At 65.5% G+C, this 21546-nt stretch carries 17 protein-coding genes and 1 tRNA gene; 10 read left to right on the forward strand and 8 right to left on the reverse strand.

Annotated features, from left to right (window positions below; all coding sequences use genetic code 11):
• The first annotated feature begins 75 nt into the window (after positions 1 to 75).
• Positions 76 to 381 (forward strand): usg protein, encoded by a 306-nt coding sequence (locus FDT80_RS02930; protein ID WP_138660736.1) that lies wholly within the window; start codon positions 76 to 78, stop codon positions 379 to 381.
• Between the two features lie 103 nt (positions 382 to 484).
• A complete protein-coding gene (locus tag FDT80_RS02935; RefSeq protein ID WP_138660737.1) occupies positions 485 to 1546 on the forward strand; it encodes a DUF2855 family protein in 1062 nt (353 codons plus the stop codon).
• A gap of 3 nt (positions 1547 to 1549) precedes the next feature.
• On the opposite strand, the gene FDT80_RS02940 is transcribed toward FDT80_RS02935, so the two are convergent.
• Positions 1550 to 2497, reverse strand: coding sequence for a radical SAM protein (locus FDT80_RS02940; protein WP_138660738.1), 948 nt, complete (start codon positions 2495 to 2497; stop codon positions 1550 to 1552).
• Positions 2498 to 2688: 191 nt separating this feature from the next.
• Here FDT80_RS02940 and zwf point away from each other — a divergent pair, with 191 nt between their 5' ends.
• The 3 genes from zwf to pgi are packed head-to-tail and all read left to right on the forward strand — an operon-like array spanning position 2689 to position 6415.
• Positions 2689 to 4158: a glucose-6-phosphate dehydrogenase gene (zwf, locus tag FDT80_RS02945; RefSeq protein ID WP_138660739.1), complete on the forward strand. Its 1470-nt coding sequence runs from the start codon at positions 2689 to 2691 to the stop codon at positions 4156 to 4158.
• Positions 4155 to 4826: a 6-phosphogluconolactonase gene (gene pgl / locus FDT80_RS02950; RefSeq protein WP_138660740.1), complete on the forward strand. Its 672-nt coding sequence runs from the start codon at positions 4155 to 4157 to the stop codon at positions 4824 to 4826. Before zwf ends, pgl begins: the two co-directional genes overlap by 4 nt.
• Positions 4823 to 6415: a glucose-6-phosphate isomerase gene (gene pgi, locus FDT80_RS02955; RefSeq protein ID WP_138661759.1), complete on the forward strand. Its 1593-nt coding sequence runs from the start codon at positions 4823 to 4825 to the stop codon at positions 6413 to 6415. Before pgl ends, pgi begins: the two co-directional genes overlap by 4 nt.
• Positions 6416 to 6455: 40 nt before the next feature.
• On the opposite strand, the gene FDT80_RS02960 is transcribed toward pgi, so the two are convergent.
• Entirely contained in the window at positions 6456 to 7706 is a 1251-nt protein-coding gene (locus FDT80_RS02960) for a cation:proton antiporter (RefSeq protein WP_138660741.1), read from the reverse strand.
• Positions 7707 to 7735: 29 nt separating this feature from the next.
• Positions 7736 to 8215, reverse strand: a complete 480-nt coding sequence (locus FDT80_RS02965; RefSeq protein ID WP_138660742.1) for an acyl-CoA thioesterase — start codon at positions 8213 to 8215, stop codon at positions 7736 to 7738.
• 132 nt (positions 8216 to 8347) lie between these two features.
• Here FDT80_RS02965 and FDT80_RS02970 point away from each other — a divergent pair, with 132 nt between their 5' ends.
• Positions 8348 to 9967, forward strand: coding sequence for a long-chain-fatty-acid--CoA ligase (locus FDT80_RS02970; protein ID WP_138660743.1), 1620 nt, complete (start codon positions 8348 to 8350; stop codon positions 9965 to 9967).
• 151 nt (positions 9968 to 10118) lie between these two features.
• Here the strand turns inward: FDT80_RS02970 and FDT80_RS02975 are convergent.
• The 4 genes from FDT80_RS02975 to speB all read right to left on the reverse strand — a co-directional run bounded on the left by FDT80_RS02975 (position 10119) and on the right by speB (position 14366).
• A tRNA-Gly gene (locus FDT80_RS02975) sits at positions 10119 to 10192 on the reverse strand.
• A 78-nt stretch (positions 10193 to 10270) separates the two neighbouring features.
• Positions 10271 to 11122 carry a class I SAM-dependent methyltransferase gene (locus FDT80_RS02980; protein WP_138660744.1) on the reverse strand — a complete coding sequence of 284 codons (852 nt, stop codon included), beginning with the start codon at positions 11120 to 11122 and terminating at the stop codon, positions 10271 to 10273.
• A 3-nt stretch (positions 11123 to 11125) separates the two neighbouring features.
• The gene (locus FDT80_RS02985) at positions 11126 to 13180 is read right to left on the reverse strand and encodes an ASKHA domain-containing protein (protein ID WP_138660745.1); all 2055 of its coding nucleotides are present in this window, start codon (positions 13178 to 13180) and stop codon (positions 11126 to 11128) included.
• Positions 13181 to 13406: 226 nt separating this feature from the next.
• Positions 13407 to 14366 carry an agmatinase gene (gene speB, locus FDT80_RS02990; protein ID WP_138660746.1) on the reverse strand — a complete coding sequence of 320 codons (960 nt, stop codon included), beginning with the start codon at positions 14364 to 14366 and terminating at the stop codon, positions 13407 to 13409.
• Between the two features lie 147 nt (positions 14367 to 14513).
• Here speB and guaB point away from each other — a divergent pair, with 147 nt between their 5' ends.
• From guaB to FDT80_RS03005, 3 genes are all read left to right on the forward strand, one after another.
• Positions 14514 to 15959, forward strand: a complete 1446-nt coding sequence (gene guaB / locus FDT80_RS02995; protein ID WP_138660747.1) for an IMP dehydrogenase — start codon at positions 14514 to 14516, stop codon at positions 15957 to 15959.
• A gap of 49 nt (positions 15960 to 16008) precedes the next feature.
• Positions 16009 to 17169, forward strand: a complete 1161-nt coding sequence (locus tag FDT80_RS03000; RefSeq protein WP_138660748.1) for an RsmB/NOP family class I SAM-dependent RNA methyltransferase — start codon at positions 16009 to 16011, stop codon at positions 17167 to 17169.
• 242 nt (positions 17170 to 17411) lie between these two features.
• Entirely contained in the window at positions 17412 to 19589 is a 2178-nt protein-coding gene (locus FDT80_RS03005) for an ATP-binding protein (RefSeq protein ID WP_138661760.1), read from the forward strand.
• Positions 19590 to 19640: 51 nt separating this feature from the next.
• Here the strand turns inward: FDT80_RS03005 and FDT80_RS03010 are convergent, their stop codons facing one another.
• Entirely contained in the window at positions 19641 to 20237 is a 597-nt protein-coding gene (locus FDT80_RS03010; protein ID WP_138660749.1) for a gamma-glutamyl kinase, read from the reverse strand.
• 192 nt (positions 20238 to 20429) lie between these two features.
• On the opposite strand from FDT80_RS03010, the gene recA reads away from it, so the two are divergent.
• Positions 20430 to 21506: a recombinase RecA gene (gene recA / locus FDT80_RS03015; RefSeq protein WP_138660750.1), complete on the forward strand. Its 1077-nt coding sequence runs from the start codon at positions 20430 to 20432 to the stop codon at positions 21504 to 21506.
• The last annotated feature ends 40 nt before the right edge of the window (positions 21507 to 21546 follow it).

Here is a 21546-nt window from a genome sequence, read left to right on the forward strand (position 1 = left end):
ACACCATTGTTTTTATTGAAAAGTAAATTGATCGTGGCACAATGGACCCTGTGAGGCAGTTCAAGAGGTATTCCGATGCCCAAGTCGAACCATCCCGCAGGCCGCACTCCTGCACCCCGCTCCGAGACCGAGATGATGCTCAAGGGCTACGGCCTGACGACGGCCGAGATGTTCTACCACATGCCCGACTATGCGCATGTGCTGAACACCTTTGTCTGGCAGGATTACGATCTGGCGCCCGATCATCCGCGGCTGTTCCGGTTCGTCGAATACTGGCAATCGGAAATCGAGGGCGCGCTGCATTCGGTGCGGTTCACCCATCGCAAGCTGATCGGCCCCGGCGAATGGCGCAACGTGACGGGCGAATTCACGCTGCACTAGGCGCCCCAAGCCGACTGACGCGACGTTGCGACAAGTTTCCCGCCCCCATCGGGGCCTGCGTGGACTAGGCTGCACCGCGACGGCATGACAAAGGGGGCGACCGATGCAACGACTATTGGTGGATCAATACGACATCACGCGGACACGGCTGGAGGAGGTCGCCTCCGCACCGCTGGGCCCCGGTCAGGCGCGGCTGAAACTGGAAAGCTTTGCGCTGACCGCGAATAACGTCACCTATGCCGCCGTTGGGTTCACCACGCAATATTGGCAGTTTTTTCCTACCGGCATCGAGGGGCAGGGCCTGGTTCCCGTCTGGGGCGTCGCCGAAGTGACGCAGAGCAACGCCGAGGCGCTGGCGCCGGGTACGCGGCTTTATGGGTTCTATCCGCTGGCCGAAGAACTGGTGATCACGCCCCGGGCGGATGCACAGGGGGCCATCGTCGATACCGCGCCGCATCGCGCCGACCTGCCGGGGGTCTACAACCGCTACACGCCCGTGCGCAGCACGCCCGAGCAAGACCACATGCGCGCCCTGTTGCAGCCGCTTCTGGCCACGTCCTATCTGCTGTTCGACTGGTTGATGGACAATGACCTGTTCGGCGCGCAACAGGTGATCGTGGGCAGCGCGTCGTCGAAAACCGGGCTGGGCCTGTGCAAGTTCCTGGCCGAACCGGCGGCGCGCGGCTATGGCATCGTCGGGCTGACGTCAGACCGCAACCGCGCCTTCGTCGAGGGGTCGGGCGCCTGTGACCGGGTGCTGAGCTACGATGAGATCGACCGGATCGACGACGTCCCGTCGGTCTATGTCGATATGGCGGGCAACGGCGCGGTCAAGGCGGCGCTGCACGGGCACTTGCGCGACCGCGTCAAACATTCCGCCGCCGTCGGTCTGAGCCATTGGGACAAGTTCGAGGCCAAGCAGGATCTGCCGGGCGCCAAGCCGCAGTTCTTTTTCGCACCCGCCCAGATCGCCAAGCGGCGCGCGGAGTGGGGGCCGGGCGTGATGGAGGACAAGATCGCGAAAGCGTGGAAACGCATCGCGGGCGGCGCGCCCGACTGGGTCACGGTGCGGGTGCACCACGGCATCGCCGCTGCGCCGGCGGTCTATGACGCGCTGGCCACCGGCACCGCGCAACCGCGCGACGGGCATGTGATCAGGCTCTAGCGCTCAGGCCGAACAACTGGCCCCGCCCAGCACGCAGAACTTGGCGCAATGCGGATGGTTCAGCGCCACGTCGCGCTCCGCCTCGGCCAGCGTCGTGCCCAGCTCGAACTCCGGATCATAGGGCAGCAGCGTACAGGCCAGCACAGACGGCTTGGCCGCGCCCTTGCGCTTGACCACCATGCGAGAGCTGGAGCACATCACCGCGTCGGGCGATTTGTCCAGGATGCCCCAGCAGGCGGTGGTGATTTCGGGAACCTCCACCGCTTCGTCCATCTCGGGAAAAAGCACCGTCATGCCGGGGTCATGGGCGTCGATGTCAAAGCCGTGCTGCGCGTAGAAGGCGGCATAGCCGGCACGGCTTTCGGCCTCGCTGTCGGCCATCACGGACCGTCCCGCCACGGCCATGCGAAAGCCGTTGTCGCGCAGCCAGGCCATACCCCTGAGCGTCTTGTCGAAAGCGCCCGCGCCGCGTTCGGCATCATGCAGGTCGGCGTCGTGATGATCGACCGAAATGCGCAGCGTCAGCTTGCCGGGGTAGGCGGCGTTCAGATCAAGCAGACCCGCCTGAACCGGCTTGCGCATCATCGGCCGCATCGCGTTGGTCAGGATCAGCACGTCGTATCCGCGCGCCAGCGCCGCGCGCGTCATCGCGATCATCTGCGGGTTCATAAAGGGCTCGCCGCCGGTAAAGGCGATCTCGGTGACTGGCCACTGGCGGTCGTCCAGCTGGTCCAGATAGGCTTCGACCTCGGCCGCGGTGATATACACAAGGCGGTCATTGCCGGGGCTGCTTTCGATATAGCAGTTCACGCATTCGATGTTGCACAGCGTCCCGGTGTTGAACCACAACGTTTCGGGATGGCTCAACGCCACGGTCGCGCGCGGCTCTCCCTTGGCGGTGGTCCGGGGGTCGGTGAACTTGCCTGCGTTGGCCTCTGCCAAGTCTTTCATGGAATTCCCTGTCTGCTCGCTTTGATCGTGCTGTAAGTGTGCTACGGTGCGGCGGAAAGCAAATAAAGGCTCAAAACTTTTGCGCACAGCCTTGTGATGATTGAAAAAACACGGCATATCTGCTTTATGTTTGCGCTAACATGGCTAGGTAAGCCGGTTTTTTCGATCCATCCGCAGATTTGAGGACAAAAATGGTTTCCCGCGTTATTCCCGTCGAACCTTTCGATCTGGTGATCTTCGGCGGCACCGGCGATCTGGCCCGCCGCAAGATTCTGCCCGGTCTGTTCCGGCGCTATTGCTCGGGGCAGATGCCCCGTGACGCGCGCGTCATCGGCGCGGCCCGGACCGACATGGACGAAACCGGTTATCGCGAGATGGTGGCCGAAGCGATCCGCGAATTCGGCGGCGGCCGCGCCTGCGACGACGGTACGCTGGACGAATTCCTGGGCCAGATTCATTACGTGTCGATCGACGCGCGCGGCGACAGCGGCTGGGCCGAATTGCAGGACCTGATGAAAGGCACCGACAGGGTCGAGGCGTATTATTTCTCGGTCGCGCCCGGCCTGTTCGGCGATCTGGCCGAACGGCTGCAAAGCTGGGGCATGGCCGATGCCAGCGCCCGAATCGTGGTGGAAAAACCCTTTGGCCGCGATCTCAGGACCGCGCGCGACCTGAACGCGACGCTGGCCAGATATTTCCACGAGACGCAGATCTACCGCATCGACCACTACCTTGGTAAGGAAACCGTGCAGAACCTGATGGCGGTGCGGTTCGGCAACATGCTGTTCGAGCCACTGTGGAACAGCCAGTATGTCGATCACATCCAGATCACGGTGGCCGAAACCGTGGGGGTCGGCGGGCGGGGCGACTACTACGACAAATCGGGCGCCATGCGCGATATGGTGCAAAACCACCTGATGCAGCTGTTGTGCCTGATCGCGATGGAACCGCCCGCGCGGTTCGATCCCGATGCCGTGCGCGACGAAAAGCTGAAAGTCATCCGCGCGCTCGACCCGGTCGAGCCGCACCACATCGTGCGCGGTCAATACCTGGCCGAACCGGGCAACGAGGCCGCGCAACCCGATTACCGCACGGCGGTGGACAATCCGCGCTCGCGCACCGAAAGTTTTGTCGCGCTGAAGACCGCGATCAGCAACTGGCGGTGGGCCGGAACGCCGTTCTACATGCGCACCGGCAAGCGGATGGTGGCCCGGTCGAGCGAGATCACGGTGGTGTTCAAGGACACCCCGCATTCGATCTTTGGCGAGGAAGCGGGACGGCACCGCAACGTGCTGTCGATCCGCCTGCAACCCAACGAGGGCATCACGCTGGGCGTGACGATCAAGGAACCGGGGCCGGGGGGGATGCGGCTGATCGACGTGCCGCTCGACATGACCTTTGCCGACGCGCTGGGGCCCGAGGGCGCCGATCAGGTGGATGCCTACGAGCGCTTGATCATGGATGTGATCCGGGGCAATCAGACGTTGTTCATGCGCGGCGACGAGGTCGAGGCCGCCTGGTCCTGGACCGATCCCATCATCGAAGGCTGGGAGGCGCGCAACGACGTGCCCAAGCCCTATGACAGCGGCAGCACGGGACCGGATGCCGCCGATCAGTTGATGCGCCGCGACGGGCGCGAATGGCGAAAGGTAAGCCCATGAAGATAGAGACATATCCGGACCGCGAGATGCTGGCCATTGATGTCGCCAACCTGCTCGCCGGAGAGTTGGAGAACTGCCTGTTCCAGCACGATACCGCCAGTTTCGCCGTGCCCGGCGGCACCACGCCCGGCCCGATCTTCGACGCACTCTGCGCCGCCGACCTGGATTGGAGCCGCGTGCACGTGATGCTGACCGACGAGCGTTGGGTCGCGCCCGATCACCCCCGCTCGAACGCCGCGCTGGTGCGCGAACGGCTGCTGGTGGATCGCGCGGCGCAGGCGCATTTCGTGCCGTTCTACCGCGCCGGTCAGACCCCGCAGGAGGCCGCCGCCGACCTGGCCCAGGCGCTTGATCCGGAATTGCCGATCTCGGTGCTGCTGCTGGGGATGGGCGCCGACATGCATACCGCATCGCTGTTTCCGGGGGCCGAGGGGCTGGAGCGCGCGTTGGCGTCAGATGCGCCGGCCCTGTGCCCGATCGTGGCGCCCGGCCAGCCAGAGCCGCGCATGACGCTGAGCGCGCGGGTTCTGAACGACGCGATGTCGAAACACCTGGTGATCTTTGGCGAGGACAAGCGCGACGCAATTGACCGCGCGGCCAGGTTGCCACCCGAAGAGGCGCCGATCAACGCGGTCATGGACGAGGGAGTGGTGCATTGGGCCGCCTGACCGCGCATTGGGAGACATTGCGCGCGCGGCACCGCGATCACGCGCACCGGTCCATCCTGTCGCTGTTCAACGCCGATACCGACCGCGCGGCGGGGTTCAGCGCGCAAATGGGCTCCCTGCGGCTCGATTACTCCAAGACCAACATCGACGCCCGGACGCGCGCGGCCCTGATCGCTTTGTGCGACGCGGCCGATGTGGCCGGGCGGCGCGAGGCGATGTTCACCGGCCGGCCGATCAACGAGACCGAAGGCCGCGCCGTGCTGCACACCGCGCTGCGCAACCTCGACGGCGGCCCGGTCATGGTTGACGGCACCGATGTGATGCCCGGCGTGATCGACACGCTGGCGCGGATGCGCGCCTATGCGCGCGAGGTTCGAGGCGGCGCCATCACCGACGTGGTCAACATCGGCATCGGCGGCTCCGATCTTGGGCCCGCGATGGCCACGCAGGCGCTGTCGCCCTACCATGACGGCCCGCGCTGCCATTTCGTGTCGAATGTGGACGGTGCGCATATCTCAGACACCCTGCGGGGGCTGGACGCGAAAACCACGCTGGTGATCGTCGCCTCCAAGACCTTTTCGACGATCGAGACGATGACCAATGCGCGCACCGCCCGCGCGTGGATGGCGCACCACGGCGGCGATGCGGGCGCGCAGTTCGCCGCCGTCAGCACCGCGCGGGACAAGACGGCGGCCTTCGGCATCCCGCCCGAACGCGTGTTCGGCTTCGACGACTGGGTCGGCGGGCGGTATTCGGTCTGGGGGCCCATCGGGCTGTCGCTGATGATCGCCATCGGGCCGCGTGCCTTTGACGCGTTCCTGCGCGGCGCGCAGGCGATGGACAGGCATTTCCGCGCCGCCGACTGGTCGGACAACCTGCCCGTGATGCTGGCGCTCGTGGGGATCTGGCACAATCAGGTCTGCGGTCACGCGACCCGCGCCGTGCTGCCCTATGACCAGCGGCTGGCGCAATTGCCCGCCTATCTGCAACAGCTTGAAATGGAATCGAACGGCAAGCGCGTGGCGATGGACGGGCAGGCGTTGACGCTGGCGTCGGGCCCGGTGGTCTGGGGCGCGCCGGGCACCAACGGGCAACACGCGTTCTACCAGCTCATCCATCAGGGCACCCGCGTCATTCCCTGCGAATTCATGGTGGCGGCGTCGGGTCACGAACCCGATCTGGCCCATCACCACCAGCTTTTGATCGCCAACTGCCTTGCCCAGTCCGAGGCGCTGATGCGGGGCCGTTCCATCGACGCGGCGCGTGTTCTGATGGCCGAGGCGGGGCTTTCGGGGCCCGAGCTGGAGCGCCAGGCGCAGCACCGGGTCTTTCCCGGCAACCGCCCGTCGATCACGCTGGCCTATCCGCTGCTCGATCCCTTCATGCTGGGGCAGATCGTGGCACTCTACGAACACCGCGTGTTCGTCGAAGGCGTCATCCTGGGGATCAACAGCTTTGATCAATGGGGGGTCGAGTTGGGCAAGGAACTGGCCACGTCGCTGCAACCCGTGGTCGAAGGCGCCGAGCCCGCCACGGGAAAGGACGGATCGACCGCCGCACTGATCGATTTCATCCACCGCCACCGCTGACCGGGCAGGTTGGGCAGGGCGGGCTGCCCCGCCGGGGCCCCTACATCAGATCCGGCGCGCGTCCGACGCGCTTGGCCAGCCGCGCCACCGTCAGCCCCTGCACGACGATCGAAAACACCACTACGATATAGGTGCAGGTCAGAATGAGCGGCTTCCAGTCGCTGTCCGGCATCGACAGGGCCAGCGCCACCGAGATCCCGCCCTTGAGCCCGCCCCAGGTCATGATCCGGGTGACACCGGCGTCGAACTGCCGGAATGGCCGCAGGATAGAGATCGGCACCGCCACAGCCACCAACCGCCCCAGCAACGCAAGGATGATCGTTGCCATCGCCGTCAGGAACAGATCGCCCGAGAAGGTGATGGCGAAGACTTCGAAGCCGATCAGCAGGAACAGGACCGCGTTCAGGATCTCGTCAACCAGCGTCCAGAAGGCATCGACATAGCGGCGGGTTTCCTCGGACATGCCGCGTGCCGTGCCCACATCGCCGATAAGCAACCCCGCGCAGACCGCCATGATCGGCGCCGACACATGCAGATAGACCGCCAGTTCGTAGCCGCCGAAGGCAAGACCCAGCGTCAGCAACACCTCGAGCGCGTAGTCGTCGATCCGCCGCATCACCCGGAAGGTGAGCCACCCCAGCACCAGCCCCAGGGCCGCGCCGCCAAGCGCCTCTTGCACAAACAACGTCAACGCGCCCATGAGCGGGTCGTCGGCCGCGTGCCCCCCGCCCGGAAACGCCAGCCCCACCAGCACCAGAAAGACCACGTATCCGACACCGTCGTTGAACAGCGATTCCCCCGCGATCTTGGTCTCCAGCGCGCGGGGCAGGTTGGCTGCGCGCAAGACCCCCAGCACCGCCACCGGATCGGTCGGAGAGATCAGCGCGCCGAACACCAGCGCCACCAGCAGCGGCATTCCCGTCAGCCACGAAAAACCGACCCCGATCACCACCGTGGACAGCGCCACGCCCAGCGTCGCCATCAACATCACCGCCCGCCATTCCGCACGCAGATCGCTGAGCTTCACATGCAGCGCACCGGCGAACAACAAAAGGCCCAGCATCCCCTCAAGCAGCGCGTCGGAGAAATCGATGCCCGTGACGATCCCGCGCACGGTGTCGGCAATGCCCAGCCCCGGCACCACCTGGTCGAGGCCCAGCAACCCGAAGGACGCCAGCAGCGACACCACCAGGATCCCGATGGAGGACGGCAACCGCAAAAAGAAGTAATTGATCGCACCGAACGCCCCCGCCAGAACGATGAGCAGCGATGTGATCTGAAGCAGCGTCATCCTGGGTCCGGCCTTTCTGGGGCTATGCGCTAGCCGTCTTGCCGCGCGCCGTCGCGGGTGATGAAGCGGTCGCGCACCGCCTGCGGGATCGCAAACCGTTCGGTGCTGTCCGGATGCAGCAGGACCACCACGCAGTCGAGCGTCGCACGCATCGTGCCGCCTGCCCAGATCTGCTGCCCCAGTGTATAGGAGGTGGTGCGAAACGCCAGGCACCGGCAAGTGACGACGTAATCCTCGTCCATCAGCATCTCTTGCCGGTAATGGATCGTGCCCGACCGGATCACGCTGCGTGCCGCCTGGCCCGCGCGCCCCGAATACAATCCGTAGTCTCCGGCGTAGCGCACGCGCAGCCGTTCGAACCAGTTCATGTAGACGGCGTTGTTGACGTGTCCCAGAACGTCGATCTCGCTCGACCTGACCTGGTCGGCCATCGCCAGCGGGGCCGGCGGATCGATGCCAAGCGCGCGCTGCTGCGCGGCATCGAGGGACGTGTGATACTGCAATGTCATGGCGCCAACGGATAGACCGCGCGCCGCCGCTTGCCAAGGCTTGCACCGGGCGGTCAATCGCGGCACGGTGCACGAAATGATCCGGCAACGTGGAGGCGCAGCCGGCTCGCCCATAGGTTTGGAGGACCCGCTATGCTTGGCCAGATGATGTCTGCCCCCCTTTTGATTTCCAGTCTTATCGACCATGCGGAGCGGTATCATGCCGCGACGGAGGTCTATTCCGTCAACACCGGCGGCGGGGCCGAGACGACAAGCTGGGGGCAGGTGGCGCAGAACGCGCGAAAGCTGGCCTCGGCGCTGACCGGTCTGGGGCTCGATCCGCAGGACCGTTGCGGCACCATCGCCTGGAACAACCGCCGCCATCTGGAAATCTACTTCGGGGCGGCGGGCGGCGGGTTCGTCTGTCACACGATCAACCCGCGCCTGTTCCCCGAGCAGCTTGTCTACATCATCAACCACGCCGACGACCAGGTGCTGTTCATCGACAAGACCTTCGTGCCGCTGGTGGCGTCGGTGCGCGACCAGTTGACCAACCTCAAGCATGTCGTGCTGATGGAGGGCCGCGACGACGAGGCCGCCGGGCAGATCGAAGGCCTTTTGTTCTACGATGACCTGATCGCCGATGGCGATGCCGACTACCAGTGGCCGAAACTGGATGAGGAAACCGCTTCAAGCCTCTGTTATACATCAGGAACAACAGGAAACCCCAAGGGCGTTCTCTACTCCCACCGTTCCACCGTGCTGCACAGTTTCGCGGTGAATCTCGCCGATAGCATCGGCTTTTCGGCGATGGATGTGGTGCTGCCCGTGGTGCCGATGTTCCACGTCAACGCCTGGGGCGCGCCCTATGCCTGTGCCATGGTCGGCGCGCGCATGGTGATGCCGGGGCCCGGGCTCGACGGGCCGTCTCTTGTGGGGCTGATCGATGGACAGAAGGTCACGATCGCACTGGGCGTGCCGACGATCTGGCTGGGCCTGCTGGGCGAGGCGAAAAAGGCCGGCAGCACGCTCGACAGCCTCAAGAAGACGGTGGTCGGCGGGTCGGCCTGTCCGCCCTCGATGATCACCGCCTTCCGCGAGAAATACGGCGTGGAGACGATTCATGCCTGGGGCATGACCGAAATGTCGCCGATCGGGTCGATCAACCAACCGCTGGCCAAGCACATGTCGCTGCCCGAGGCCGACTTGCACAAACTGCGCGAAAACCAGGGCCGCCCGCCCTTTGGCGTCGAATTGCAGATCGTCGACGACGAAGGCAATCCGCTGCCCCATGACGGCAAGAGCCAGGGCGATCTGGTCGTGCGCGGCTACTGGATCCTCGACAGCTACTTCCGCTCCACCACCGAGGACACGCTCGAGCGCGGCTGGTTCAACACCGGCGACGTCGCGACCATGGACGCCGACGGCTATCTCACGATCCGCGACCGCTCAAAGGACATCATCAAGTCGGGCGGCGAATGGATCAGCTCGGTCGAGCTGGAAAACATCGCCATCGCCCATGACATGCTGTCGGACGCCGCCGTGATCGGCGCCAGGCACCCGAAGTGGGATGAACGCCCGGTCCTTGTCGCGGTCAAGGCCGAAGGCCACGATCCCTCCGAAGAAGACGTCCTGGCCATCTTCGAGGACAAGATCGCCAAGTGGCAGATCCCCGATCGCGTGGTCTTTACCGATGTTCTGCCGCGCAACGCCACCGGCAAGGTGCTCAAACGCAACCTGCGCGACGATTTCGGCGATATCCTGATGGGCTGACCAGACATTTCGCCCCGGGCGCGATCCGCCCGGGGCGGTCTGACACGGGTTCGTCTGGCCTGAAATACCTCCGGGGGTCCGGGGGCAGGCAGCCCCCACCGCCACGCCGGAACCGGTGCATCGCGTCTGATCGTACAAGATGGGGACAAGCTGGAGCGGGTAGAGGGAATCGAACCCTCAACTGAAGCTTGGGAAGCTTTCGTGATACCTTTTCACCATACCCGCGCGCTCTGATCGCCTGATAGGCTGCGGCGCCGTCAGCGTCAAGCCCGCGCGCGGGGCCGGGTGCCGGATTTCGCCGGTTCAGACCGGGCGCGTGGCGGTCACGAAATTCACCTGCGCGGGGACCCGGACGCCTGTCGCTGTCCGGAAACCGGCAAAGGCCTCGATGATACCGTCCCGAATGGCCAGGCGGGCGGTCTCGTCGCCACCGAAATGCCGCAGCGTGCCGGCGGCGGGGCCGATCCGCGTGCACAACTCGGCGGCGTCCCGCAGATCGCCCGGCACGGTCAGGTGCAGATCCGTGACCTCGGTCGCGATCTGTCCCAACCCAGCTTGACGCAACACCGACGCGATCTGCGCAGGATCGCGCAGGGAAAACGGGCCGGGCGCATCCGGGTCGGATTTCGGCGGGGCGCCCAGCACCGCCTTGGCCGCACGGGCGGGCAGGGTGAACCAAGGGTTCGCGGCGATTTCGCCCCATGTGGCCAGGGTCATCCGCCCGCCGGGGCGCAGGGCAGCGGCAAGATTGACGAAACCCGCCACCGGATCCGCAAAGAACATCGATCCGAAGCGCGAGACCACATGATCGAAATCATCGGTGAATGGATGAACCGCCGCATCGGCGCAAATCACCCGGGCCTGCGGCAATCCCGCGAGCCGTTCCGCCGCGCGCTGCACGAGGGGCGGCGAAATATCCGCGCCCAGAACAAAGCCCGCGGGGCCGACACGTTCGGCCACCGCACGGGTGCTGGCGCCCGCGCCGCAGCCAAGGTCGAGCACGCGATCGTGCCGCGCGATCGCCGCGCGCTGCAACAGGCCGTCCAGCACCGGGCGGAACGTCGCGTCCATCTCGGCGGCATGGGTGACCCAGCTCAGGCCCGAGGCCGAAGACCAGAACTCCGCCTGATCGGCATTCGACGGTGCGCCCGCCATGGCTCAGGCCCGCCGGCGCCGGCGTCGCCCGCCATCCGCCCCGGCGTCGCCGCCGCCGCCGCCGCCGGTGTTGAACGTGGCCGTCGGCAGATCGACGATGGAGCGCAGGATCGGAAACGGCTCCACCGCGTTGGGAATGGCGGAGGCATTGACGAAATGCTCCTGGAACCGCGGCTCGATCGCCGTCTCGACCTTGTGGATGGCGCGGACCGTCGCCTCGATCTCGGCCCGCGCGGCGGTATTCAGCAATGCGATGCGCGCACCGGTGCCCGCCGCGTTGCCGGCACTTGTCACCTTGTCGAGCGGCGCATCGGGGATCATGCCCAGCACCATCGCGTGCTTGGGGCTGATGTGCGCGCCAAACGCGCCTGCCAGCACGACCCGGTCCACCCGGTCCACGCCGAACTTGTCCATCAGCAGGCGCGCCCCGGAATAGAGCGCCGCCTTGGCCATCTGGATCTCGCGGATGTCGCGGTTGGTGATGGTGATGCGCGGCCCGCCCTGCGCCGTCCCGTCGAACACCAGGTAGGAATAGGTGCGCCCATCCAGAAAGCAGCGGTCCGAGCCGGTCTGTTCCGGCGAGCCGATGAGCCCCGGCGCGTCCACGATGCCGTGGATGCGCATTTCGGCGACCATCTCGATGATGCCCGAGCCGCAGATGCCGGTCACGCCCGAGGCGCCGATTTCGGCGTCGAATCCAGGCTCGTCGGACCAAAGATCCGACCCGATCACCTTGAAGCGCGGCGCTTTGCTCACCGGGTCGATCTCCACCCGTTCGATGGCGCCGGGTGCGGCCCGCTGGCCCGCGCTGATTTGCGCGCCCTCAAAGGCGGGTCCGGTGGGCGAGGAACAGGCGAGAACCTTTTCGCGGTTGCCCAGAAGGATCTCGGCATTGGTGCCCACATCGACGATCAGCACGAGGTCGTCGGACTTGTCGGGCGCCTCGGACAGGGCCACGGCGGCGGCGTCGGCGCCCACATGGCCCGCGATGCAAGGCAGGAAATACACCCGTGCGGAGGGGTGAATGTCGAGCCCCAGATCGCCCGAACGCAGGCGCAGCGCATTGGAGGTGGTCAGCGCGAAGGGCGCCTGGCCCAGTTCGAACGGGTCGATGCCGAGAAATAGGTGGTGCATCACCGGATTGCAGACAAAGACCGCATCGACGATCAGCGCCTTGTCGATCCCGGCCTCGGCGGCGATCTGGGTGAACAGCCCGTTCATGCCATCGCGCACCGCGCGGGTCATTTCCTCGGCCCCCTTGGGGTTCATCATCGAATAGCTCACCCGGCTCATCAGGTCTTCGCCAAAGCGGATCTGCGGGTTCATCACCCCAGAGGAGGCCAGCACCGCGCCGGTCTGGAGATCGCACAGATGCGCCGCGATGGTGGTGGAGCCCAGATCGACGGCAAGGCCATAGACCGAACCATCGTGATATCCCGGCCAGATCTGCATGATGCGCGGCGGGTTCTGGTCGTCGCCCAGGTGCACGGCGACGGTCACCTTCCAACCGCCCTTGCGCAGGATGGGCTGCATGGTCTGCAGGATATGCAGGTCGGCATGCACATTGTCGAGTTGCCACTGCTCGCGCAGCGCGTCGCACAACCGTTCCAGATCGCCCGAGGGGTCGTGCATGTCGGGCTCCGCCACCTCGACATAGAACAGCCGGGTCGAGGGGTGCAGCACGATGTCGCGCGCCTCGGCGCGCTTGCGCACCACCTGCTTGTGCACCTGGCTTTCGGGGGGGACGTCGATGACGACATTGCCCTGCACGGTGGCCTGGCAGCCCAGGCGGCGGTCGTCCTTCAGCCCGCGCTTGTCCTTGTAGCGCTGCTCGACGGCGTTCCAGTCGGACAGGGCGTCGTCGCGCACCGTCACGCCATGCTTGGAGAATTCGCCATACCCCGGCGTGATCTGGCATTTCGAACAGATACCCCGCCCGCCGCAGACGCTGTCGAGGTCCACGCCCAACTGCCGCGCCGCGGTGAGGATGGGTGTGCCGACGGGGAAATGGCCCCGCTTGCCCGACGGGGTGAAGATGACGAGGGGATCGCTGCTCATGTTTGGTGCCAGACTTTGGGTTATGGGTCTTTTGGCCAAGCATAACGCGCTGGCCGGTCAGGGAAAGCCGATGTGCGTCACATAATGCCGCAGCGGCGGCATGGGAAGCCGGTGCCGGATCATAATGCGCGGGCAAGCCCGCATTCCATGTCCACGAGGTCCGGCTTTGCCGGAGCATCGTGTGTTTGCCTCCGGCGGGAGTATTTGCACCCCGAAGAAGCCGGGATCAGCGCAGGGATCGTGCGTGGAAGATGAAGCCGAGCGTGTTCAGCAGCAATTGCGCCGCGAGGATCGTCGTGGAGCCGGTGGGGTCGTAGTCGGGCGCCACCTCGACGAGGTCGATGCCCACGACGTCGTGATTCCCGGCGACGAGCTGCATCAGTTCGAGCACCTCGTAATAGAGAAACCCGCCGTGGCTGGGTGTTCCGGTGCCCGGCGCGATCGAGGGGCAGAACGCGTCGATGTCGATGGTGATGTAGATCCGGGCGCCATCGGGGATGCGCGCCAGCACCCCGTCGTTGCCCATGCGGCGGGCCTGGCGGACGGATATGATTTCGGACCCCATGGCGCGGGCATCGTCGTAGCCTTCGGCGGCGGTGGAGGAGACGTTGCGGATGCCCACCTGCGTGAGCCCGGTGACGTGGGGCTGTTCGGCGGCGCGGCGCATCGGGTTGCCGTGACCGTGCCGCACGCCATGGCGTTCATCGACGAAATCGAGATGCGCGTCGATCTGCAGGATGTGGATGTCGCCCTGGCCGTCGAAGGCGCGGATGCAGGGGATGTTGATCGAATGATCGCCACCGATCACCACCGGCAGGGCGCCCGCATCGAGGATCGCCCGCACGCCGGTTTCGATATTGGCGTGGGATCGTTCGGTGTCGGTGTGCACGATGTCGGCGTCGCCGATGTCGACGATGTTGACGTGCCCCGGCAAGTAGGTCGCGTCGTCCTCGTGGTCATAGGCGCCGGCGTGGCCGAAGCTGAAGAGGGTCGAGGCCTCGCGCACGCCGCGAGGGCCAAAGCGGGCGCCCGCGCGCCATTGGGTGCCCGCGTCGAACGGCGCGCCGAGGATCGCGACATCTGCGTCCAGCGCGGCCCAGTCGGACAGGTACGGCCGTTTGCCGAACGTCGAAATCCCGACGAACGGCAGATCCAACCTGCCGTCGTCATAGCCGTGTCTCGCCATATGTCGCGCCCCCGGTGTGCCCCTGGTCCAGCTTTGCGCGCGGCGGCACACAATGCAATCCCGCGCGGCGTGCCTTGGGCCTTTTCATTTGCCGCCAGCCGTGAAATAGGAAACCGCCAAATGAACACTCCCAAATCGAGGTGCGGTATGGAGATTCGTGAGGCCCTGACATTCGACGATGTGTTGCTGGTTCCGGGGGCGTCATCGGTGCTTCCCTCCACCGCCGACACCCGGACGCGCGTGACCCGCGCGATATCCATGAACATTCCGCTTCTCAGCTCGGCGATGGACACCGTCACCGAGGCGCGCATGGCCATCGCCATGGCGCAGGCCGGGGGCATCGGGGTCGTGCACCGCAACCTGTCGGTGGACGAGCAGGCAGAGCAGATCCGCCAGGTCAAGCGGTTCGAGAGCGGGATCGTCTACAATCCCATCACCCTGCGCCCCGATCAGACGCTGGCCGACGCCAAGGCGCTGCAGCAGCGTTATAACGTCACGGGGTTTCCGGTGGTCGATGACGCGGGCCGCGTCGTGGGCATCGTCACCAACCGGGACATGCGCTTTGCCAGCGACGACAAGACGCCGGTCGCGGTGATGATGAGCAGCGACAACCTTGCCATCCTGCGCGAGCCGGCCGACCGCGAAGAAGCGATCAGCCTGATGAAGGCGCGGCGCATCGAGAAACTGCTGGTCACGGACGGGGTAGGCAAGCTGACCGGTTTGCTGACCCTCAAGGACACGGAACAGGCGGTCCTGAACCCCACGGCGTGCAAGGACGGGCTGGGCCGCCTGCGGGTTGCCGCGGCGACGACCGTGGGCGATGCGGGGTTCGAACGCTCGGAAGCATTGGTGGACGCAGGCGCCGACATGATCGTGATCGACACCGCGCATGGCCATTCGGCGGGCGTGGCCGCCGCTGTCCGCCGCGCCAAATCGCTGTCCAACGAGGTGCAGATCGTCGCGGGCAACGTGGCCACCGGCGAGGCGACGCGCGCGCTGATCGACGCGGGCGCGGATGCGATCAAGGTCGGCATCGGCCCGGGGTCGATCTGCACCACGCGGATGGTCGCGGGCGTGGGCATGCCGCAGTTGTCGGCGGTGATGGACTGTGCCGCCGCGGCCGGTGACGTGCCCGTGATCGCGGACGGCGGGATCAAGTTCTCGGGCGATTTCGCCAAGGCGATCGCCGCGGGGGCGTCCTGCGCGATGGTGGGCAGCATGATCGCCGGCACCGACGAAAGCCCCGGCGAGATCATCCTGTACCAGGGCCGCAGTTTCAAAAGCTACCGCGGGATGGGAAGCCTTGGCGCGATGGCGCGCGGTTCGGCGGACCGGTATTTCCAGAAGGACGCCGCCAGCGACAAGCTGGTGCCCGAGGGGATCGAGGGGCAGGTGCCCTACAAGGGCAGCGCCGGCGCGGTCATCCACCAGCTTGTCGGCGGTCTGCGCGCTGCGATGGGCTATACCGGCTGCGCCACGGTGGAGGAGATGCGCACCAAGTGCACCTTCGTCAAGATCACCGGCGCGGGCCTAAAGGAAAGCCACGTGCATGATGTGCAGATCACCCGCGAGAGCCCGAATTACCGGACATGAAGACTGAAATCCAAGCCTTGGACGCCGATCTTGATGCAAGGACCACGCCGTGACCCCGGGTGCGCGGGTGGCGGCGGCGATCGAGATTCTGGATATGATGGCGGCGGGCCAGGCTGCTGAGCAAGCCCTGACCCGTTGGGCGCGGTCCAGCCGGTTTGCCGGGTCCAAGGATCGCGCGGCGGTGCGCGACCATGTGTTCGATGTCGTGCGTACCCGGCGCAGCGCCGCAGCGCTTGGCGGCGGCACGTCGGGCCGTGCGCTGATGATCGGCGCGTTGCGCGAGGCGGGGGCCGATATCGAGACGGTGTTCGACGGGCAGGGCCACGCGCCCGCACCGCTGACCGCCGAAGAGACGACCGTGCCCGCAATGCCCGACGACCTGGGCACGGCGTGGAACCTGCCCGATTGGCTGCTGCCGGAATTCACCCGTTCGCTGGGCGAGACGGCCGAGGCGACGGCACGCGCGTTGCAGGAGCGCGCGCCGGTCAGCCTGCGGGTGAACCTGCGCAAGGCGGATGTGGCGGCAGCGCGGGCGGATCTGGCCGATGAGGGTGTGATGACGGCGCCCAACCCGCTGGCCGCGGCGGCGCTGACGATCACGCAAGGGGCGCGCAGGCTGCGCAATTCGCGCGCCTACCGCGACGGCTGGGTCGAACTGCAGGATGCGGCAAGCCAGGCGGTGGTCGAGGCATTGCCCCCCGGGCGTCGGGTGCTGGATTATTGCGCCGGCGGCGGTGGCAAGGCGCTGGCGATCGCGATGCAGGACGCGCGCGAAGTCTTTGCCCACGACATCGATCCGCGGCGGATGCAGGATCTGCCGGCCCGCGCCGCCCGCGCAGGCGCACGGATCACGCAGCTCGCGACCGACGCGGTGGCCTCCCATGCGCCCTTTGATCTGGTGCTGTGCGATGCGCCCTGTTCGGGCAGTGGATCGTGGCGGCGCGCGCCGGATGCGAAATGGGCGTTGACCGGCGAGCGCCTGAACGAATTGACAGCGCTTCAGGACAGTATCCTGACGACGGCGATGACCCTTGTCGCGCCCGGCGGCGCACTGGCCTATGCCACCTGTTCGGTGCTGACCTGCGAAAACGAGGACCGGATCGCCGCGTTCCTGCGACGGAATGCGAATTGGCGGCAGTCCCATGTGCGCCGTCTGGACGTGGACAGCCAGGGCGACGGGTTCTTCACCGCACACTTGACGCGCGTTTGAAACGCGGCATACTCAACCCAAAGATGCGAAATGCGGTCTGGTTAAGCCGCAATTAACTCCTGTCGCGCGTAATGCGAGCAGGATTCGCAACAGCATCGGGGGCCAGAGTGCGACGCAGCGCCTTATCACCAAACGCTTTGACCCGATTGACTGAACACGCCTCCGGGCGCTTGTTCACGCTGACGGTCGGCGCGATCTTTCTGGGCGTCGTGGCGCTTAGCGCGCAACCAGGCCTTGTGCAGATGGCACTGTGGACCGGCGCGGCGACGCTGATCGCGATATCCGGTCTTGTTGCCGGGCTGGCCGCGCGGCACGCGAGGCGCCGCCATGCGGCCATCGGGGTGATTGCCGATTTCCTGGAGAAAGACGCGACACCCAGCTTTGCCACCGATGCCGACGGCCTGATCCTCAGCACGAACGCCGCCGCGCGGGCGAAATTCGGCAATGACATCGACGACACCCTGACCGCGACGCTGACCAACAGCTTCGCCAACCCCGGCAGCATACTGTTCCGGTTGCAGACGCGGGCGCAGGCCGATGGTGCCGCGCGCGAGGATCTGGTGACGCGCAAGGGTCACGTGCGCCTGGGCGTACACCAGATGGGGCAGGACGGATACCTGTGGCGGGTGGAGGATATCATCGACCACGACGGAGTGCGCGGCGGCGCGGGGCCGGCGTTGCCGATGGTCATGCTGGGCCGGACCGATGCGGTGCTGTTCATGAACGATCCGGCGCGCAAACTTGTCGGCACGCGGGTCAAATCGCTGGATCGGCTGTTTCTGGACCTGCCGCTCGTTTCTGGCAGCATCTGCGATCTTTCGGGCAAGGATGGCCCGCTGCGCACGCGTGTCGTCGAGGTCGAAGCCGGCGCCGGGCGGCGCGCGATCTATTTGTTGCCGGCCGACACGGCGGAGGAGGCATCGGCGAACGATCCCGACTGGGGCGTGGTTCAGGATCTGCCGGTGCCCTTGCTCAAGATCAGCGCCAGCGGCACCGTGCAGGGCTTCAACCGCATGGCGGCATCGCTTGTGGGCGTGGCGCTGCGCGACGGCGTGACCATGTCCGAGTTGATGGAAGGGCCGGGCCGCGCCATAGGCGACTGGCTGTCGGATGTGATGGAGGGACGGACGGGGCAGCCGTCAGAGTTTTTGCGCCTCAAGCGCGCCGACAAGGAGGTGATCGTGCGGATCACCCTGAACCAGACGACAGACAGGGACGGGCCCGCCCTGATCGCGGTGCTGCATGACGCCACCAAGCTCAAGACACTGGAGGCGCAGTTCGTCCAAAGCCAGAAGATGCAGGCCATCGGTCAGCTTGCCGGCGGGGTGGCGCATGACTTCAATAATCTTTTGACCGCAATATCAGGGCATTGCGACCTGTTGTTGCTGCGCCACGACCAGGGCGACCCCGATTACGGCGACCTGGTGCAGATCAACCAGAACGCAAATCGCGCGGCCGCGCTCGTCGGTCAGTTGCTGGCCTTCTCGCGCAAGCAGACGCTGAGCCTCGAAACCGTGGACATGCGCGACACGCTGGCCGACCTGACGCATCTGCTGAACCGTCTGGTGGGCGAAAAGATCACCCTGACGCTAAGCCACGATCCGGTGCTGAAATCGATCCGCGCCGACAAGCGCCAGCTTGAACAGGTGATGATGAACCTGGTGGTGAATGCGCGCGACGCCATGCCCGCGGGCGGCGAAATCAGGATCGTCACGGAAAGCATCACGCTATCCGATCCGCTGGAGCGTGACCGCGTGACCGTGCCTGTGGGCGATTATGTCGCCGTGCGGGTCATCGACAACGGCAGCGGCATCGGACCTGACAAGCTGCCCAAGGTGTTCGAGCCCTTCTTCACGACCAAGCGCACGGGCGAGGGAACGGGGCTTGGCCTGTCCACCGCCTACGGCATCGTCAAGCAGACGGGCGGGTACATCTTCGTTGACAGCCAATTGGGCGAGGGCACGTGCTTTTCGCTGTATTTCCCGGTGCTGAGCGCGGCAGAGACGGCGCGGGCCGTGCCGCACCCCAAATCGACCGCACCCGCCGCGCCGCATGGCGACGGAGTGATCCTGCTGGTCGAAGACGAAGCGCCCGTTCGCGCCTTTGCCAGCCGGGCCCTGCGCCTGCGCGGCTATACTGTGCACGAGGCCGACTCCGCCGAGGCCGCGCTCAAGACGCTGGAAGACGAGACGCTGAACATCGACGTCTTTGTCACCGATGTCGTGATGCCGGGTATGGACGGCCCCAGCTGGGTGAAAGAGGCGCTCAAGGAACGGCCGGGCGTTCGGGTTGTGTTCGTGTCGGGCTATGCCGAGGAGAGCTTTGGCGAGGCGCAGACCAACATTCCCAATTCGGTGTTCCTGCCCAAGCCTTTCTCGCTCAGCGATCTGACGGAAACCGTGCACAACCAGTTGCATTGACCCAAATCGCGCCGGGGCTGCACGCGCCGGGCGCATGCGTGATGCCGGGCCTCAGCCCGGAATGCTGTCATAGAGCGCGAAATCATCGGCGAACTTGCGGCGAAACCGCGTCTCGACCTCTGGTGACAGATCGAGCGGCATCTTGGGCGATACGTTTTCGCGCGCCAGTTCCGGCGTCACACCCAGGCGTGCCTGTAAAAAGGCCTGCAATCGCGGCTGGTCTTCGTAGCGGAAAAGATGCGTCACCCCGACGCCGTTCGGCTGGGATTCGAGGAACTTGAGCTGGCTGCCCACATCGGCGAAGCCGGGCCGCTGGCCTTTCATGTAGCCGCGCACGAAATCGTCAAAGCTGATCCCGTCGGTGCTGTTGGGCTTGCCCGCCATGAAGGGGCGCTGCCGATAGCGGTACCAGCTTCCCAGCCAGCTGACCGGCTCGCGCATCACCGCCATCAGCTCAAGCTCCACCTCGCAGACCTTGAGGAACATCGGGCGGATGAAGCGGTTGTAGCGATACACCGGCGCGTGCTTGAGCATCGGCGGCTCGGAAATGACCATATCGGCGCGCGGAGCCAGCGCCGTCTCATAGGCCGTCGTGCCGGTCTTGGGCACCGACAGGAACGCCAGCCGTTCCTTGAAAAAGATCAACACCGCCCTGATCCATGTCGCATTCGCACCCACATCAACATCTCATTAACCTCTTTGCCCAAATACTGGACCAGCAAGAATTTGATTGAAATGTTCTGCATTTGATCTCATAAGGAACAGAGCAGGAACACCCAAACCTGCGCGCCTGGCACGCATTGCCGCCAGCGCGCAGATATGACACTAAGGGGAAACGCAATGGCAACGGCAGATCTTTTGAGTATGGACAACAAAAAACAGGCGGACAAGCAGAAGGCTCTCGACTCTGCGCTGGCGCAGATCGAACGGCAATTCGGCAAGGGGTCCATCATGAAACTGGGCGCCGAAGGCGCGATCCAGGACATCAAGTCAAGCTCGACAGGCTCGCTTGGCCTCGATATCGCGCTGGGTATCGGCGGCCTACCCATGGGGCGGATCATCGAGATTTACGGCCCCGAATCCTCGGGCAAGACGACGCTGACGCTGCACTGCGTGGCCGAGCAGCAAAAGACCGGCGGCGTCTGCGCCTTTGTCGACGCCGAACACGCGCTCGATCCCAACTATGCCAAGAAACTGGGCGTGGATATCAACGAGCTTCTGATCTCGCAGCCCGACACCGGCGAACAGGCGCTCGAAATCACCGATACGCTGGTCCGCTCGGGGGCGGTGAACATGGTGGTGGTCGATTCCGTCGCCGCGCTGACGCCCAAGTCGGAACTCGAAGGGGATATGGGCGACAGTTCGGTGGGGGTGCAGGCCCGCCTGATGAGCCAGGCGATGCGCAAGCTCACCGGGTCGATCAGCCGCTCCAACTGCATGGTGATCTTCATCAACCAGATCCGGATGAAGATCGGCGTGATGTTCGGCAGCCCCGAGACGACGACGGGCGGCAACGCGCTGAAATTCTACTCTTCCGTCCGGCTCGACATTCGCCGCATCGGCGCGCTCAAGGACCGCGACGAGGTCGTGGGCAACGCCACGCGCGTCAAGATCGTCAAGAACAAGGTCGCGGCCCCGTTCAAGCAGGTCGAATTCGACATCATGTACGGCGAAGGCATCTCCAAGATGGGCGAACTGCTGGATCTGGGCGTATTGGCCGGGGTGGTGGACAAATCCGGCTCCTGGTTCAGCTATGGCGACGAGCGGATCGGGCAGGGTCGCGAGAACGCCAAGACGTTCCTGCGTGAAAACAAGCAGATGGCCCATGAGATCGAAGACAAGATTCGCGCCGCGCACGGGCTTGATTTCACCGAACCGATGTCCAAGAAAGCGGACGACGACATTCTGGAGGCCTGATCGCGCGGCAACGCCGCCGCGACAGACCATCCCCCCAGGG

The sequence above is a fragment of the Sulfitobacter sabulilitoris genome, assembly GCF_005887615.1.
GTDB lineage: Bacteria > Pseudomonadota > Alphaproteobacteria > Rhodobacterales > Rhodobacteraceae > Sulfitobacter_E > Sulfitobacter_E sabulilitoris.

Excerpts from the sequence above, each read along its gene's own strand:
- FDT80_RS02930 (WP_138660736.1), top strand. The coding sequence starts at position 76 with ATGCCCAAGTCGAACCATCCCGCAGGCCGCACTCCTGCACCCCGCTCC.
- FDT80_RS02935 (WP_138660737.1), top strand. The coding sequence starts at position 485 with ATGCAACGACTATTGGTGGATCAATACGACATCACGCGGACACGGCTG.
- FDT80_RS02940 (WP_138660738.1), bottom strand. The coding sequence starts at position 2,497 with ATGAAAGACTTGGCAGAGGCCAACGCAGGCAAGTTCACCGACCCCCGG.
- zwf (WP_138660739.1), top strand. The coding sequence starts at position 2,689 with ATGGTTTCCCGCGTTATTCCCGTCGAACCTTTCGATCTGGTGATCTTC.
- pgl (WP_138660740.1), top strand. The coding sequence starts at position 4,155 with ATGAAGATAGAGACATATCCGGACCGCGAGATGCTGGCCATTGATGTC.
- FDT80_RS02960 (WP_138660741.1), bottom strand. The coding sequence starts at position 7,706 with ATGACGCTGCTTCAGATCACATCGCTGCTCATCGTTCTGGCGGGGGCG.
- FDT80_RS02965 (WP_138660742.1), bottom strand. The coding sequence starts at position 8,215 with ATGACATTGCAGTATCACACGTCCCTCGATGCCGCGCAGCAGCGCGCG.
- FDT80_RS02970 (WP_138660743.1), top strand. The coding sequence starts at position 8,348 with ATGCTTGGCCAGATGATGTCTGCCCCCCTTTTGATTTCCAGTCTTATC.
- FDT80_RS02980 (WP_138660744.1), bottom strand. The coding sequence starts at position 11,122 with ATGGCGGGCGCACCGTCGAATGCCGATCAGGCGGAGTTCTGGTCTTCG.
- FDT80_RS02985 (WP_138660745.1), bottom strand. The coding sequence starts at position 13,180 with ATGAGCAGCGATCCCCTCGTCATCTTCACCCCGTCGGGCAAGCGGGGC.
- speB (WP_138660746.1), bottom strand. The coding sequence starts at position 14,366 with ATGGCGAGACACGGCTATGACGACGGCAGGTTGGATCTGCCGTTCGTC.
- guaB (WP_138660747.1), top strand. The coding sequence starts at position 14,514 with ATGGAGATTCGTGAGGCCCTGACATTCGACGATGTGTTGCTGGTTCCG.
- FDT80_RS03005 (WP_138661760.1), top strand. The coding sequence starts at position 17,412 with ATGGCACTGTGGACCGGCGCGGCGACGCTGATCGCGATATCCGGTCTT.
- recA (WP_138660750.1), top strand. The coding sequence starts at position 20,430 with ATGGCAACGGCAGATCTTTTGAGTATGGACAACAAAAAACAGGCGGAC.